The following is a 15,675-nucleotide window of genomic DNA, read 5'->3' on the forward strand; positions in this document are numbered from 1 at the left end:
CGTTTCCTGCGCAAACCTTTCTGCCTTCGCACCACGGCGGCTTGCCGCGGCGCGGGGGGTCAGCCCTTTTCGACCATCCGGCCCAGCGGGCGTCCGGCAAGGATATGCAGGTGGTAATGCGGCACTTCCTGCCCGCCATGCCCACCCGCGTTGGTGATGGCACGGTAGCCCGGCCCGCCCGAAGCAAGGCTTGCCCCGATCAGCGCACAGACCGATGCGGCTGTGCGGTGGAAATCGACGATCTCGGCCTCGGACGCCTCGGCTGCGAAATGGTCAAATGTGGCATAAGGCCCCTTGGGAATCACCAGCACATGGTCGGGCGCTTGCGGGGCGATATCGCGGAAAGCCAGCGTATGCGCGGTCTCCAGCACGGTGTTGTTCGGAATCTCGCCACGCAGGATGCGGGCGAAGATATTCGTCGGGTCGTAATCATGCGGCATGATCGGGTCCGTCAATCGGTGAAAAGATGTGGCGTCGCCGCGATCTGGCGCGCCTTGTCCAGCGGAATACCAAGAAACGCCGCCAGCGGCACGGTGTTTTCCTCGACGCCTGCGCTTTCGCGGATGCGGTGATATCCCGCAAAGCCCGCGTCGCGGATCCGGTCGCTTTCGAAACGCACGTCGAAGCGGATCGTCGGCAGCAACCTGTCGAGCGTTTCCTTGGGCGTCGCCTCGCCCGCAAGCCCGACGCGCCGCGCGTGGCCGACCATGTAGTCATCGGTGAAATCGCATTCGATTTCCAGCAACCGCACCGTGGCGCGGTCATTGTAGAAATCCTGCATCAGGTCGATGTTGGCCGGATCGATGCAGAACAGCAGCTTGTCCGTCTTCCAATAGTCGAACAGCATCCGCACCAGCGCGCGCCGGTGCCGCGTGCGCTTCTCGACCGTGGTCTGGATGCCGCCAAGGTCGGGCAGCGGCGTCCCCGCCTCGTTGAACAGATAATCCACCGCCGGCAGGTCCGTCACCTCGCGCAACCGCTGGGCAAGGCGCTTGGCGACATGCCATTTCTTGCAGGTCAGCATAAGCAAGGTCCGCTCGCGCCCGACCGAGGCCTCGCGCTCCCAGAAGCGCGGCGCGAACCGCCGCCCGATCCGGCCACGGCCCGTCAGGAAGCCGAACAGGCTGCGCCCCTCGTTCGAGATCGAGAACCGCACTCCGCGTGCGGCGTAAAGCTGGCCCAGACGCTCTTTCAGCTCCTTCGCATCCGGCGAGATCTTGCGCGCGAACAGATAATCCTGGCTGAGCAGCAGGTCGTAATGGTCGTTGTAGAACGTCAGCGGCATGCCGTAATCGGTGAACATCAGAAAGGTCGGCGTGCGCGAGCGGATCTCGCTTTCGGGCACCAGATGGCGCACCAGCGTCTGGAAGAAGGTCTCGTCCGGAATCCAGGTCGTGCGGAAGAAGCGCATCACATCCTTGCGGGCGGCGCAGAAATCGAGGATCGCCTCGACCGTGCGGCGCCGCAGGCACCACCACTGGCTGCCGATCTGGATTTGCAGGTCCGGCGGGATGGCCCGGTCAAGCCGCAGCTTCCTCTGCAACCGCATCGAGGCGTAGAACAGCGACTTCTGGCTGCGCTCGTTGAACCAGTGGCGATAGATCAACCGCTCTTCCTTGATCCCCGTCTTGATCCAGTCCGAGTTGAAGAAATCGAAGCTTTCGATGTAGTCGGCTTCTTCCCTGTCGACGAAATCATGCGCGTATTCCGCCGATTTGATCGGCATGCAATCGCCCGAGAGCATGTAGAAATGCGTGGCGCGCGGAAAGGCATCGACCGCGGCCCGCACCGCATGCAGGGTGGCGGCCACAAGGCTCCATTCTCCCCAGCCGCATTTCTCGCGCCGCTTGGCAAAGGTCACGTCGGGATTGTCGGCCAGCGCCTTGCGGATGCGGTCATAGGCGTCGCGCGGGGCGCGGGCGTCGAAATGGATCGACACGCAATCCCCCGCCGCCGTCAGGCGCTCGGCCTGCGCGATGATCCCTTCGGGGTCTTTGTGACACAAGAGGATATAGGCGATCTTGGCCATGCAGACCCACGACTGACAAGGGAACGGTGTGCCGCAGCGAACCACAGCTTGCGACAAATAACGTCAACAGTGATTGAAAAGACAGCCTTTCTTTGCTTCTTTAGCCACGAAAGATAAGGGCAGCGCGCAATTCGCCGTATAAGCCCGGTGGGTAGGAGGCAGTTTCATGGGTTTTCCGGGCACTTGGATGACCGAAAGCGAAAGCGTGGTCTATCGCGTGGTTCCGAAATGCGCCTGCTCGACCATCGGGCAGATCATGTTCTATTCCGACCACGGCAAGTTCTTCGATGGCGATATCCACGACTCGACCAAGGGCCTGCACAAATGGGCGCAGGAGAACAGCCAGCCGTTGATCGAGGCGAATGTCAAAGGTCACAAATCCTACGCCTTCACCTGCGTCCGCAACCCCTACACCCGCATCCTGTCGTCGTTCTTCGACAAGATCTGCGGCGTGCAGCGCAACGGCAAACGCTACCGCGGCAACCTCGTGCCGATGCTGGTGCAGAAATACGGGGTCGAGGTCGGCGGCGATGACGGCAAGGAAGAGTTCGACCAGATCGCCAGCTTCCGCCGCTTCCTGCTATTCGCGCGCGACACCATCCGCTTCCGCAAGCCGATGGACCCCGACATCCACTGGTCGGCCATGTCGGGCCATATCTCGACCTTCATCGTCAACGGCGGGCGCTACGACCACATCTTCTTCACCGAAAAGTTCGATGCCGGCATGCAGGCCGTACTCGACAACATGAAGGTCAAGCACAAGGTCGACCTCGCCCTGATCCCGCGCTTCAACGAAAGCGAAGGGCACGGCCCCAAGCGTCTGCACCCGGTCGAGGATTATTTCGACGACCTGTCGCGCCACCTGATGTGGGAAATCTACAAGCGCGATTTCCAGCTGTTCAAATACGACTTCGACAATCCCGCCAACAAGATGCCGCTGGCCGAGGTCGATCTAGACGAGGTTCACGCCAAGCTGGGCGACTAGCGGCAGCCACCGGCTCCCGCCTCACTGGCCCCGCGTCACTTGTCCGGCGTCACTGGCCCCGCGACACTGGCAAGTCCGCCGCCGCGCCCTAGAACAGGGCAATGACTTTATCCCCTACCCGCCCCGCCTATGTTCCCTCGCGCGCGCTCGTCATCGGGGCGTCGGGGGGCATCGGCTCTGCCCTGACCGCCGCCCTGCGCGACCGGGGCAGCGACGTCACCGCCCTCTCGCGCCGGACAGACGGGCTCGACCTCACCGACGAGTCCAGCATCGCCGCAGCCCTCTCGCCACTTGTCGCGCCCTATGACCTGATCTTCCTCGCCACGGGCGCGCTGGAACTTCACGGAAACCGCCCCGAAAAGTCCCTGCGCGCGCTGGACCCTGCCGCCCTTGCCGCACAATTCGCGCTGAACGCCATCGGTCCGGCGCTTGTCCTCAAACACGCGCTGCGGCTGCTGCCGCGCGACCGGCCCGCGCATGTCGCGGCCCTCTCGGCCCGCGTCGGCTCGATCGGCGACAACCGGCTTGGCGGCTGGTATGGCTATCGCGCGGCCAAGGCGGCGCTGAACCAGCTGGTCCACACCGCCGCTGTGGAAATCGCCCGCAGCCATCCCCTCGCGGTCCTTTGCACCTTGCACCCCGGCACGGTGGAAACCCCGCTCACCCGCGCCTATGCCGCAGGCCATCCGACCGTCTCTGCCGCGACCGCCGCCGCCAACCTGCTTGCCGTTCTCGGCGCCCTTACTCCCGCCGACACGGGCGGTTTCTTCGACTGGCAGGGAAAGGCCATCCCGTGGTGACCCCGCTTCCTCTTGCCCCAAATATCCCCGGGAGGGTCCGGGAGGGCAGGCAGCCCTCCCGGCGGTTCGGCCAAAGCCCCGGATGGACGCCATGCGCCTGATCCTCGTCCTTGGCGACCAGCTCACCGAAACGCTCTCGGCGCTGCGCCATGCCGACCCCGCGACCGACCTTGTCGTGATGGCCGAAGTGATGGCCGAGGGCCGCTATGTGCCGCACCACCCGCAAAAAATCGCGCTGGTGCTGTCGGCCATGCGCCATTTCGCGCAAACCCTGCGCGGGGCGGGCTGGCGCGTGGCCTACAGCCGCCTCGATGATCCAGACAACAGCCAGTCCATCCCCGGCGAGTTGCTGCGCCGTGCCGCGGCGACAGGGGCGACCGCGGTGATCGCCACCACCCCCGGCGAATGGCGGCTGATCCATGCGCTCGAGGCCACTCCCCTGCGCGTGACCCTGCTGCCGGACGACCGCTTCCTGTGTTCCGCATCCGAATTCGCCGCCTGGGCCGAGGGGCGCAAGCAGCTGCGGATGGAGTTCTTCTACCGCGAGATGCGGCGCAAGACGGGGCTGATGATGGAGGGCGACAGCCCCGCAGGCGGGCAGTGGAATTTCGACCACGACAACCGCAAACCGGCCAAGCCCGACCTCTTGCGCCCGCGCCCGCCGCGTTTTGCGCCCGATGCGGTGACCGATGAGGTTCTGGCGCTGGTCGAAACCCGCTTTCCCGGCCATTTCGGCAGGCTGCGCCCCTTTGGATGGGGCGTCACCCGCGCCGACGCGCTGGCAGCACTCGACCATTTCGCCAGCCACGCCCTGCCGCGTTTCGGCGACGAACAGGATGCGATGCTGCAAGATGACCCGACGCTCAGCCATGCGCTGATCTCGCCCTATCTCAACCTTGGCCTGCTGACCCCGCTCGAGGTCTGCCAAAGGGTCAGCGCCGAATGGCAGGCCGGACGCGTGCCGGTCAATGCCGCCGAAGGCTTCATCCGCCAGATCATCGGCTGGCGCGAATTCGTGCGCGGTATCTATTTCCTGCAAGGGCCGGACTACACCGCCCGCAACACCCTTGGCCATGACCGCGCGCTGCCCCCGCTTTACTGGGGGGCCAACACAAAGATGAACTGCCTGTCCCGCGCCGTGGGGCAGACAGGCGACATGGCCTATGCCCACCATATCCAGCGGCTGATGGTGACGGGCAATTTCGCGCTTCTGGCGGGGGTCGATCCCGCGCGGGTGCATGAATGGTATCTGGCGGTCTATATCGACGCCTTCGAATGGGTCGAAGCCCCAAACACCATCGGCATGTCGCAATGGGCCGATGGCGGCGTGGTCGGCTCGAAGCCCTATGTCTCGTCGGGGGCCTATATCGACCGGATGTCCGACTATTGCGGCGGCTGCGCCTATAGGGTGAAAGAGAAGTCCGGCCCCGATGCCTGCCCGTTCAATCTGCTTTACTGGCATTTCCTGACACGCCACCGCGACCGCTTCGCCGGCAATCCGCGCATGGCGCAGATGTATCGCACATGGGACAAGATGGACGCTGCGCACCGGACACGGGTTCTGGCCGAGGGCGACGCCTTCCTTGCGCGCCTGTCGGCGGGCGATCCGGTCTGAGCGGAACGCCCTGCCCCGCGCATCAATTCGCGGGCGCGTCCGAGGGGGATGCGGCGGGGGATGCCGCAGGTTCCGCAGGTTGCGCGGGTTCGGCGGGAACCGCCGCCTCGGGCTGGGCGATCAATATGCCGTTGAGCCACTCGCCCGTCGCCACCTCGCCGCTTTTGTAGGACAGCGTTCCCTTGCCCTGCCGCTTGCCTTTGACAAAGCTGCCCTCGTAGCGGTCGCCCCCGGCATAGACGGCGACGCCCTGCCCCTCGATCGCGCCCGCGACCCAGTCGCCGGTATAGGTGAAGCCGTCGGGCATGGTCAGCTGCCCCTTGCCCTGCCGCGTGCCGCCCCTGAATTCCCCCGCATAGACCGTCCCGTCGGGATAGACCGCGCGGCCGAATCCCTCGCGCGCGCCCGCCGTCCATTGTCCGCGATAGCTGTAGCCGTCGGCAAAGGTGATCGCGCCGATGCCATCGGGTTTGGCCGCCCTGAAGCGGCCTTCGTAGACCGATCCGTCGGCATAGCTGGCCTTGCCCTGCCCTTCGATCTGGCCCGCCTTCCAGTCGCCCTCATAGCTTGATCCGTCGGCATAGGTGATCTTGCCGCGCCCGTCGGGGCGGTCCTTGGCCAATGCGCCCGCATAGACGGACCCGTCGGGATAGGTCAGTCTGCCCTGCCCTTCAAGGTGGCCGTCCTTCCAGATGCCGTCAAAGACATACCCGTCCTTGGCGCGGAACACGCCTTTGCCGTTGCGCTTGTCGGCCGCGAAAGCGCCTTCGTAAACATCGCCCGAGGCATAGGTCAGCTTGCCCGCGCCCTGTTTCTGGCCATCGGCAAAGGCGCCTTCGTAGACATCGCCATTGGCCTGCGTCAGCTTGCCCTGACCGTTGATCTGCCCGCCCTTCCAGTCGCCGACATAGGTCAGCCCCTCGGGCAGGGTCAGCGTGCCGCGGCCTTCGCGCAGTCCGGCCTTCAGGCTGCCCTGATAGACCGCGCCGTCGGGATAGGTGATCTTGCCCTGCCCCTCTTTCTCGCCCGCGACCCAGTCCCCTTCGTAGCGATAGCCGCCCTTGGCTTCCATGATGCCCCGGCCCTGCTGCTTGCCGTCGACGAAAGCGCCGGTATAGACCGATCCGTCGGCATAGCTGGCCACGCCCGCGCCGGTGATCTTGCCGCCGGTCCAGTCGCCCTCGTAGGTCGATCCGTCGGCATAGGTGATCTTGCCCTTGCCCTCGGGTTTGCCCTTGGCGAAGCGGCCGACATAGACCGACCCGTTGGGATAGCGGGCCTTGCCCTGACCGCTGATCTCGCCCGCGACCCATTCGCCCGAGTATTCGAAGCCGTTCACCAGCCGGTATGTGCCGGTGCCGTCCTGCAAACCGTCCTTGAAGGTGCCTTCGTAGACCGAGCCGTCGTCATATTGCTTGGTGACGACCTCGCCCGCCTCTTGCGCGCCAAGCGGAGCGCCGAAGGCGACGCACAGACCGATCAGCCCCGCCGCTTGCCACTGCCGCTTCATGCCTTGCCCCATATCCATGCCCTTCGGTCGCGGGTTTTCCCGATCCGCGATCTTTGCGGCAAAGCCTAACCGCCGCCCAACCCGCCGACAAGCGCCGCGCATTGCGGCCGGCGGGTGGCGCGCGCGTGGTTTGGGCGCGCAGGGTTAGGGGCGGTGAACCTTTCCCTCGGCGGTGCTTCTGCTAGAACGAAGCCCAGACCCGCGCAAAGGACCGTTTCCGCATGGCCGATACCTTCCGCCTGACACTGGCGCAGTTGAACCCGACCGTGGGGGCGATTGCCGCCAATATCGCGCAGGCCCGTGCCGTCTGGCAGCAGGCCAAGGCCGCAGGCAGCGACATGGTCGCCCTGACCGAGATGTTCGTGACCGGATACCAGACGCAAGACCTGATCCTGAAACCCGCTTTCGTGCGCGATGCGATGGCGGCTGTGGCAACCCTTGCCTCCGATTGCGCCGACGGCCCCGCGATGGGCATCGGCGGGCCCTGCCTGCAGGCGGGCAAGCTTTACAACGCCTATTACATCCTTCAGGGCGGCAAGGTGACGGCGACGGTGCTGAAACACCATCTGCCCAATGATGGCGTCTTCGACGAAAAGCGCCTGTTCACCCCCGCCGATGTGCATGGCCCCTATGTGGTCAACGGCGTCCGCATCGGCACCCCGATCTGCGAGGACAGCTGGCACCCCGATGTGGCCGAAACGCTGGCCGAGACCGGGGCCGAGATCCTGCTTGTCCCCAACGGCTCGCCCTATCATCGCGGCAAGCCCGACCTGCGCCTGAACCTCATGGTGTCGCGCGTGGTCGAAACGGGGCTGCCGCTCGTCTACCTCAACATGACCGGCGGGCAGGACGATCAGGTTTTCGACGGCTGTTCGATGGTTCTGAATGCGGGGGGCGGGTTGGCGGTGCAATTGCCGCAATTCGACGATTGCATCGAACATGTCACCTTTCACCGCACGGCGCAGGGCTGGCAGGCCGATCACGGAACCCGCGCGCCGGTTCCGCCCGTGGCCGAAGCCGATTACCGCGCCATGACCATCGGCCTGCACGACTACCTTGCGAAATCCGGCTTCTCCAAGGTGGTTCTGGGCCTGTCGGGAGGGATCGACTCGGCCCTTGTCGCCACCATCGCCGCCGATGCCTTCGGCCCCGAAAACGTGCATTGCGTCATGCTGCCGTCGCGCTTCACCTCGCAAGCCTCGCTTGACGATGCCGAAGCCGTGGCCCGCGCCTTGGGCTGCAGGCTCGACACGATCCCGATCACGGGGCCGCAAGCGGCGGTGGGCGACGCCCTTGCCCCGCTGTTTGCCGGAACCGAACCGGGCATCACCGAGGAAAACATCCAAAGCCGCCTGCGCGGGCTGCTGCTCATGGCGCTGTCGAACAAATTCGGCGCGATGCTGCTGACCACGGGCAACAAGTCCGAGGTCGCGGTGGGCTATTGCACGATCTACGGCGACATGAACGGCGGCTTCAACCCGATCAAGGACCTGTGGAAAACCCGCGTCTTCGACACCTGCCGCTGGCGCAACGCCAACCACCGCCCGTGGATGAAGGCCCCCGCGGGCGAGGTGATCCCGCCCCGCGTGATCGACAAGCCGCCATCGGCGGAACTGCGCGAGAACCAGCGCGACGACGACAGCCTGCCCCCCTATCCGGTGCTGGACGCGATTCTCGAAGGGCTGGTGGAAAAGGAGCTTTCGGTGGCCGAAATCGTGGCGCAGGGCCATGACCGCGCCACTGTGAAACGGGTCGAACAGCTGCTTTTCACCAGCGAATGGAAGCGCTTCCAATCCGCCCCCGGCGTGCGGCTGACGCAAAAGGCCTTCTGGCTCGACCGCCGCTACCCGATGGTCAACCGCTGGCGCGACATGGGGTAGGCGGGACTTCTCCGCCTCTCTCACGATCATTTGTGCCCCGCCGCTTTTTGTCATTTGTGCCGCGGGACATACTTCGGTCTAATGCAGCGACAGGATAGCAAAGCGGAGCCAAGCCATGTCCGACGCCGACGACCTCGTGACCCGGATCGAAGTCTTGGGCGACCGCCTCGGACAGGCCAAGGCCTCGATCAACCGCCGCTTCATCGGGCAGGAAAAGGTTGTCGACCTCGTGCTGGCGGCGATGCTGTGCGGGGGCCACGCCCTGCTGGTGGGCCTGCCGGGCCTTGGCAAGACGCGGCTGGTCGATACGCTCTCGACCGTGATGGGCCTGCGCGGCAACCGCATCCAGTTCACGCCCGATCTGATGCCCGCCGATATCCTCGGCTCCGAAGTGCTGGAAACCGCCGAGGGCGGCAGCCGCGCCTTCCGCTTCATCGAGGGGCCGATCTTCTGCCAGTTGCTGATGGCCGACGAAATCAACCGCGCCAGCCCCCGAACGCAATCGGCGCTGCTGCAAGCGATGCAGGAACGCGAGGTGACGATCGCAGGCCAGCACCGCCCGCTTGGCCGCCCCTTCCACGTTCTGGCGACGCAGAACCCGATCGAGCAGGAAGGCACCTACCCCCTGCCCGAAGCGCAGCTTGACCGTTTCCTCGTGCAGGTCGATGTCGAATACCCCACCCGCGAGACCGAGCGCGACATCCTCATCGCCACGACCGGCGCCACCGAGGACGAGGCGCATCAGGTCTTTACCGCGCAAGAGCTGCTCGACGCGCAGGCCATCTTGCGGCGGATGCCCGTGGGCGATCAGGTGGTCGAAGCCATCCTTGACCTTGTCCGCGCCTGCCGCCCCGGCGAGGCCGAGGGGCGCGATCTCGCGGGGTCGCTGTCATGGGGCCCCGGACCGCGTGCGGCGCAGGCGCTGATGCTGACGGTCCGCGCCCGCGCGCTGCTGGACGGGCGGCTTGCGCCCTCGGTCGCGGATGTCGCGGCGCTGGCGCGGCCCGTGCTGACGCATCGCATGGCGCTGTCCTTCGCCGCCCGCGCCCGTGGCGACAGCCTTGCCGGATTGATCGAACGCACGGCCACCCGCACGCTGGGGCTTGCAGCCGCGTGATCCCTGACCCCGACCTTCGCGCCCGTTTGCAGACCGATGCCGAAACCCTCGGCCAATCGCTGCCGCCCCTGCTGGCCGAGGCCGAGTTGCTCGCCTCGACCATCATGATGGGCGAACACGGGCGCAGGCGGGCGGGTCAGGGCGACGAATTCTGGCAATACCGCCCCGCCCATCCCGGTGACAGCGCCCGCATGATCGACTGGCGCCGCTCGGCCCGGTCGGACACGACCTTCGTGCGCGAACGCGAATGGCAGGCGGCGCAGTCGGTGACACTCTGGGTCGATGCCTCGCGGGCGATGGCCTTTCGCAGCGAGCGCAGCACCGTGACCAAGGCCGAACGCGCCCGCCTTCTGGCGCTGGCGGCGGCGGTGCTGCTGCTGCGCGGCGGCGAAAGGGTCGGCCTGTCGGGGGGCGATACGCCTCCGCGCTCGGGCAAGACGCAACTGCTGACGCTGGTGCGCGCGCTGTCATCGCCCGACGGCGCGCAGGAATACGGAGCCCCCGATGCCGACGGGATCGTCAGCCACGGGCGGGCCATCTTCCTGTCGGATTTCCTTGGCCGGATCGAGGGTGTCGAAACCGCGCTGGCCCGTGCCTCGGACCGCGGCGCGCGCGGGGTGCTGGTGCAGGTGCTGGACCCCGCGGAAGAGGATTTTCCCTTTGACGGGCGCACCATCTTTGAATCGATGGGCGGCAGCATCAGCCATGAAACCCTGCGGGCGGGTGACCTGCGGGCGCGCTATCTCGACCGTCTGGCCGAACGCAAGGACCGTCTGCAAAGCCTTGCCCGCGCTGTGGGATGGCATTTCCACTGCCACCACACGGGCGACGCCCCGTTGCCCGCGCTTTTGTGGCTGTACCGCGCGATCGAGGGGGGCCGCTAGATGTGGATGCTTGGCCCCGTGGGCTTTACGGCGCCCGTGCTGCTGCTGGGGCTGATCGCGCTTCCGGTCCTGTGGTTCCTGTTGCGCGCCGTGCCACCCGCGCCGATCCGCCGCCGCTTTCCCGGCGTGGCGCTGCTTTTGGGCCTGACCGACGATCAGGTCGAAACCGACCGCACGCCGTGGTGGCTGCTGCTGCTTCGCATGCTCGCCATCGCCGCCGCCATCATCGCCTTTGCCGGACCTGTGCTGCACCCCGAACAGCGCAAGGCCGGAAACGGGCCGCTGCTCATCGTCTTCGACGCATCCTGGGCCGATGCCCGCGACTGGCCGCGCCGGATCGACCGCGCCACCCAACTGCTTGACGAGGCAGGGCGCAGCGGCCGCCCCGTCGCCGTGATCCGCCTGACCGATGCGCCCGCGCAGGTCGATTTCCAAAGCGCCGATGCATGGGCGGGCCGGCTGGCCGCACTGTCGCCGCAGCCGTGGCTGCCCGCGCAGAACGCCGCATGGGCCGCGATGCTGCCTGCCGGAAACTTCGACAGTTTCTGGCTGTCCGACGGCCTTGACCACCCCGGCCGCGCGGCGCTTGCCGCATCGCTTGCGGACCGTGGCGCGCTGACGGTCTTTGCCAGCCCCCGCCCCGTTCTGGCGCTTTATCCCGCAGGCTTTGCCGATGGCGCGGTGCAGCTTGCCGCCACCCGCCTGCCCGCCGGCGAACCGGCCGAGGTCGAGGTCATCGCCCGTGGCCCCGACCCGTCGGGCATCGACCGCGAACTTGCCCGCGCGACGCTGTCCTTCGGCCTTGGCGCGGCGCGGGCCGAGGCGGCGCTGTCGCTGCCGCCGGAACTGCGCAACCGGATCAACCGTTTCGAGATCGCGGGAATGCGCTCGGCCGGGGCGGTCAGCCTGACCGACGACAGCCTGAAGCGGCGCAAGATCGCCCTGATCGGCGGACGCGAGGACCGCGAGGGGCTGCGGCTGCTCTCGCCCACGCATTACATCCGGCAGGCGGTGGAACCCGTGGCCGACCTGATCGACGGCACCCTGACCGATGCGCTTCTGGCCAGCCCCGATGTCATCATACTGGCCGATGTCGCCAAGCTGACGCAGACGGAACAGGACGGCTTGCTCGACTGGCTCGACAAGGGGGGCATGCTCTTGCGCTTTGCCGGGCCGACGCTGGCGGCATCCGACATCAGCCGCAGCGCCGAGGACCCGCTTCTGCCCGTGCGCCTGCGTGAAGGCGGCCGCACCGTCGGCGGCGCCATGAGCTGGGGCGAGCCAAAGACCCTTGCCCCCTTTGCCGAAGCCTCGCCCTTCCACGGTCTGGCCGTGCCGGCGGATGTGACGGTATCGTCGCAAGTGCTGGCCCAGCCCGACCCCGATCTGGCGCAACGCACCATCGCCGCACTGGCCGACGGCACGCCGCTGGTCACGCGCAAGGCCGTGGGTCAGGGGCAGGTGGTGCTGTTCCATGTCACGGCCAATGCCGAATGGTCCACCCTGCCGCTTTCGGGCCTCTTCGTGCAGATGCTCGAACGGCTGGCGGTTTCGACCCGCCCCGCGGCACCGCAAGCCGCGGACCTTGCCGGACAGACATGGGTTGCCGAAACCCTGCTCGATGCCTACGGCCAGAAGATCGACGCCGACACCAAGGCAGGCGTCGCGGGCGAGGCGCTGGCCGCCGCCATCGCCGCCGGACCGGACCCCGACTTCCGCCCCGGCCTCTACGCCGGATCCGACCGCCGCGTCGCACTGAATGCCGTGGGTGAAAAGGCAGGGTTCACCCTTGCCACATGGGCAGCCGGAACCGTGATCGAGGGGCTCGACGCCGCCAAGGAACAGGCGCTGAAGGGAAGTTTCCTGTCACTCGCCCTTGCGCTCTTGCTGCTCGACATCCTTGCCGCCCTTGCCCTGTCGGGCCGCCTGCCGCGCATCGCGCGGGGTGCGGCGGTGGTCGCCATGCTTGGCCTGCTGCCGCAGGGCGTCAGGGCGCAGGACGATGCCGCCGCCATCCGCGCGACCGAGGCCGTGGTGCTGGCCCATGTGATCACCGGCGACAGCGCCGTCGACGACGTGGCCGAGGCAGGGCTTACCGGCCTTGGCGAAAGGCTGTGGGAGCGCACCTCGGTCGAACCCGAAGCGCCGGTCGGGGTGGATATCGAGAAAGACGATCTCGTGTTCTTTCCCTTCCTCTACTGGCCGGTGACGACCAGCCAACCCCTGCCTTCGGCCAAGGCCTATGCCAAGCTGAACGACTACCTGCGCACCGGCGGGATGATCCTGTTCGACACGCGCGACACCGACATGACGCGCGGCGGCGGCACCTCGGCCGAGGCCGAAGCCCTGCAACGGATCGCGGCGGGGCTCGACATCCCCCCGCTCGAGCCGCTGCCGAAAGACCATGTCCTGACCCGCACCTTCTATCTTTTGCAGGATTTTCCCGGCCGCTACGACGGCGGCATCGTCTGGGTCGAAGCCGCCCCCCCCGATGCCGAACAGGTCGAAGGCATGCCCTTCCGCAACCTGAACGACGGGGTTACCCCCGTGGTGATCGGCGGCAACGACTGGGCAAGCGCATGGGCGGTCGATGATATGGGCGTGTCGATGTTCCCCGTCGGGCGCGGCTTTACGGGCGAGCGCCAGCGCGAGATGGCGAACCGTTTCGGCATCAACCTCATCATGCATGTGCTGACCGGCAACTATAAATCCGATCAGGTCCATGTGCCTGCGCTTCTGGAAAGGTTGGGGCAATGACCTTCGGCGCGGCTTCGGTTCTTTTCGACCCGCTGGTCGGCTGGCCCGTGCTTTACGCCTTGGCGGGGATTGCGGTCCTCGGGCTTGGCCTCGCGGTCTGGCGCGGGCTGGCGGGGGCTTGGCTGCGGGTGCTGACCGCGCTGGTCCTGCTTGCCGCCATCGCCAACCCGTCGCTGCAACAAGAGGACCGCACGCCCCTGTCCGATATCGTGCTGCTCGTCGTCGACGAAAGCGCGAGCCAGTCGCTCTCGGACCGGCAGGTCCAGACCGCCGAGGCCATCGCCCGCGTCACGCAGGCCGTGGCAGCCCTGCCCAACACCGAACTGCGCGTGCTGCGCTTTCAGGACGGGGCCGAGGATGCGGGGTCCCTCGCCATGACCGCCCTGGCCGAGGCTTTGGCCGAAGAGCCGCGGGCAAGGGTGGCAGGCGCGATCCTGATTTCCGATGGCCGGGTGCATGACCTCGACCTTGCCCCTGCCTTGCCCGCACCGCTGCATCTGCTGCTGACGGGCCACGCCACCGACTGGGACCGCCGCCTGATCGTCAAGAACGCGCCCGCCTTCGCCATCCTCAACGAAGAGGTGATGCTGACCCTGCGGATCGAGGATGAAGGCAAGGCACCCGAAGGGGCCGAGGCCGATCTGACCATCGCCATCGACGATGCCGCACCGCAGACCTATCGCATTCCCGTCGGGCAGGACATCGACCTGCCGGTGAAGCTGCCGCATGGCGGAATGAACGTGCTGCAATTCTCGACCCCCGCGCAGACGGACGAATTGACCGACCGCAACAACGCCGCCGTGGTGCAGATCAACGGCGTGCGCGACCGCCTGCGCGTGCTGCTCGTCTCGGGCGAGCCGCATGCGGGCGAACGGGTCTGGCGCAACCTGCTGAAATCCGATGCAAGCGTCGATCTCGTCCACTTCACCATCCTGCGCCCGCCGGAAAAGCAGGACGGCATCCCCGTCTCGGAGCTTTCGCTCATCGCCTTTCCCACGCGCGAACTCTTCGTGGAAAAGATCAAGGAATTCGACCTCATCATCTTTGACCGCTACCGGATGCGGGGCATCCTGCCCATGTCCTATCTGGAGAACGTGGCGAATTACGTGAAAGAGGGCGGCACCGTGCTGGTCGCCGCAGGGCCTGAATTCGGTGCCGTCGACAGCCTCTGGCGGTCTCCGCTGGCCGAGGTGCTGCCGGTGGAACCCACCTCGCAGGTGATCGAACAGGGCTTCCGCCCGAAGCTGACCGAGCTTGGCAAACAGCATCCCGTGACCGAGGGACTCGAGGCGCTGGCGCCCAAGGGCGGCTGGGGCCGCTGGTTCCGGCTGGTCGATGTGAAACCCATCGCGGGACAGGTCGTCATGTCCGGCCCCGGCGACCGCCCGCTTCTGGTGCTGAACCGCGTGGGCGAGGGACGGGTTGCGGTGCTGGCATCGGATCAGGCCTGGCTTTGGGGTCGCGGCTTCGAGGGGGGCGGGCCGCAGCTCGAACTGTTGCGGCGGCTGGCCCACTGGATGCTGAAAGAGCCGGAACTGGAAGAAGAGGCGCTGACGGCAACGGTCAACGGCGCGGTCTCGGCCCAGACGCTGACGATCACCCGCCGCACCATCGCGCCCACGCCCCCCGGACCGCTGACGATCACCGCACCCGATGGCAGCAAGACCGAGATCACCCTGCCCGAAACCGGACCGGGCCGCTACGCCACCGACTGGACCGCGCCTGTGATGGGCCTTTACCGTCTGGAACAGGGCGATCTGACGCGCGTGGTGGCGGTCGGCCCCTCGGCCCCGAAAGAGTTCGAACAGACCATCGCCAGCGGCGACCCGCTTGCCCCCGTCATCGCCCCCACCAACGGCGGCGTGCAGCGGATCGAGGCGGGCGTGCCCGAAATCCGCACCGTGCGCGAGGGGCGTCCGGCCTCGGGGCGCGGCTGGATCGGCATCACCCCGCGCGGGGCCTACGTGACCGAGGATATTTCGGTGGCGCCGGTCTTGCCGGGATGGGTCTGGTTGCTTCTGGCGGCCGCCCTCGCCCTTGCCGCATGGCTGGTCGAGGGGCGCAAGGGCACGGCCCGCCGCACCGCCTGACGCGGGGC

At 66.9% G+C, this 15,675-nt stretch carries 11 protein-coding genes; 8 read left to right on the forward strand and 3 right to left on the reverse strand.

All coding sequences use genetic code 11. From position 1 onward, the window contains the following. Positions 1 to 59: 59 nt before the first annotated feature. Both H7F16_RS01525 and H7F16_RS01530 read right to left on the reverse strand, forming a co-directional pair. Positions 60 to 440 carry an HIT domain-containing protein gene (locus H7F16_RS01525; protein ID WP_185796598.1) on the reverse strand — a complete coding sequence of 127 codons (381 nt, stop codon included), beginning with the start codon at positions 438 to 440 and terminating at the stop codon, positions 60 to 62. 11 nt (positions 441 to 451) lie between these two features. Then, positions 452 to 2,029 carry a DUF5928 domain-containing protein gene (locus H7F16_RS01530; protein ID WP_185795790.1) on the reverse strand — a complete coding sequence of 526 codons (1,578 nt, stop codon included), beginning with the start codon at positions 2,027 to 2,029 and terminating at the stop codon, positions 452 to 454. A 166-nt stretch (positions 2,030 to 2,195) separates the two neighbouring features. Here H7F16_RS01530 and H7F16_RS01535 point away from each other — a divergent pair, with 166 nt between their 5' ends. The 3 genes from H7F16_RS01535 (at position 2,196) to H7F16_RS01545 (ending at position 5,429) form a co-directional block, all read left to right on the forward strand. After that, positions 2,196 to 3,014, forward strand: coding sequence for a sulfotransferase family protein (locus H7F16_RS01535; protein WP_185795791.1), 819 nt, complete (start codon positions 2,196 to 2,198; stop codon positions 3,012 to 3,014). A 101-nt stretch (positions 3,015 to 3,115) separates the two neighbouring features. Continuing rightward, positions 3,116 to 3,814: an SDR family NAD(P)-dependent oxidoreductase gene (locus tag H7F16_RS01540; RefSeq protein WP_185795792.1), complete on the forward strand. Its 699-nt coding sequence runs from the start codon at positions 3,116 to 3,118 to the stop codon at positions 3,812 to 3,814. Between the two features lie 82 nt (positions 3,815 to 3,896). After that, a complete protein-coding gene (locus H7F16_RS01545) occupies positions 3,897 to 5,429 on the forward strand; it encodes a cryptochrome/photolyase family protein (protein WP_185795793.1) in 1,533 nt (510 codons plus the stop codon). A 22-nt stretch (positions 5,430 to 5,451) separates the two neighbouring features. On the opposite strand, the gene H7F16_RS01550 is transcribed toward H7F16_RS01545, so the two are convergent. After that, entirely contained in the window at positions 5,452 to 6,939 is a 1,488-nt protein-coding gene (locus H7F16_RS01550; protein ID WP_241741133.1) for an MORN repeat-containing protein, read from the reverse strand. A gap of 221 nt (positions 6,940 to 7,160) precedes the next feature. On the opposite strand from H7F16_RS01550, the gene H7F16_RS01555 reads away from it, so the two are divergent. The 5 genes from H7F16_RS01555 (at position 7,161) to H7F16_RS01575 (ending at position 15,667) form a co-directional block, all read left to right on the forward strand. Continuing rightward, on the forward strand, positions 7,161 to 8,819 hold the full coding sequence (locus tag H7F16_RS01555) for an NAD+ synthase (protein WP_185795795.1): 1,659 nt from the start codon (positions 7,161 to 7,163) through the stop codon (positions 8,817 to 8,819). Between the two features lie 115 nt (positions 8,820 to 8,934). Beyond that, positions 8,935 to 9,936 (forward strand): AAA family ATPase, encoded by a 1,002-nt coding sequence (locus tag H7F16_RS01560; RefSeq protein ID WP_185795796.1) that lies wholly within the window; start codon positions 8,935 to 8,937, stop codon positions 9,934 to 9,936. Next, positions 9,936 to 10,820: a DUF58 domain-containing protein gene (locus tag H7F16_RS01565; RefSeq protein WP_185796599.1), complete on the forward strand. Its 885-nt coding sequence runs from the start codon at positions 9,936 to 9,938 to the stop codon at positions 10,818 to 10,820. Before H7F16_RS01560 ends, H7F16_RS01565 begins: the two co-directional genes overlap by 1 nt. Further along, positions 10,821 to 13,577, forward strand: a complete 2,757-nt coding sequence (locus tag H7F16_RS01570) for a DUF4159 domain-containing protein (protein ID WP_185795797.1) — start codon at positions 10,821 to 10,823, stop codon at positions 13,575 to 13,577. Next, entirely contained in the window at positions 13,574 to 15,667 is a 2,094-nt protein-coding gene (locus tag H7F16_RS01575; protein WP_185795798.1) for a hypothetical protein, read from the forward strand. Before H7F16_RS01570 ends, H7F16_RS01575 begins: the two co-directional genes overlap by 4 nt. Positions 15,668 to 15,675 lie beyond the last annotated feature (8 nt).

The sequence above is a fragment of the Paragemmobacter straminiformis genome (genome assembly GCF_014243445.1).
GTDB classification, from domain to species: Bacteria; Pseudomonadota; Alphaproteobacteria; order Rhodobacterales; family Rhodobacteraceae; genus Paragemmobacter; species Paragemmobacter straminiformis.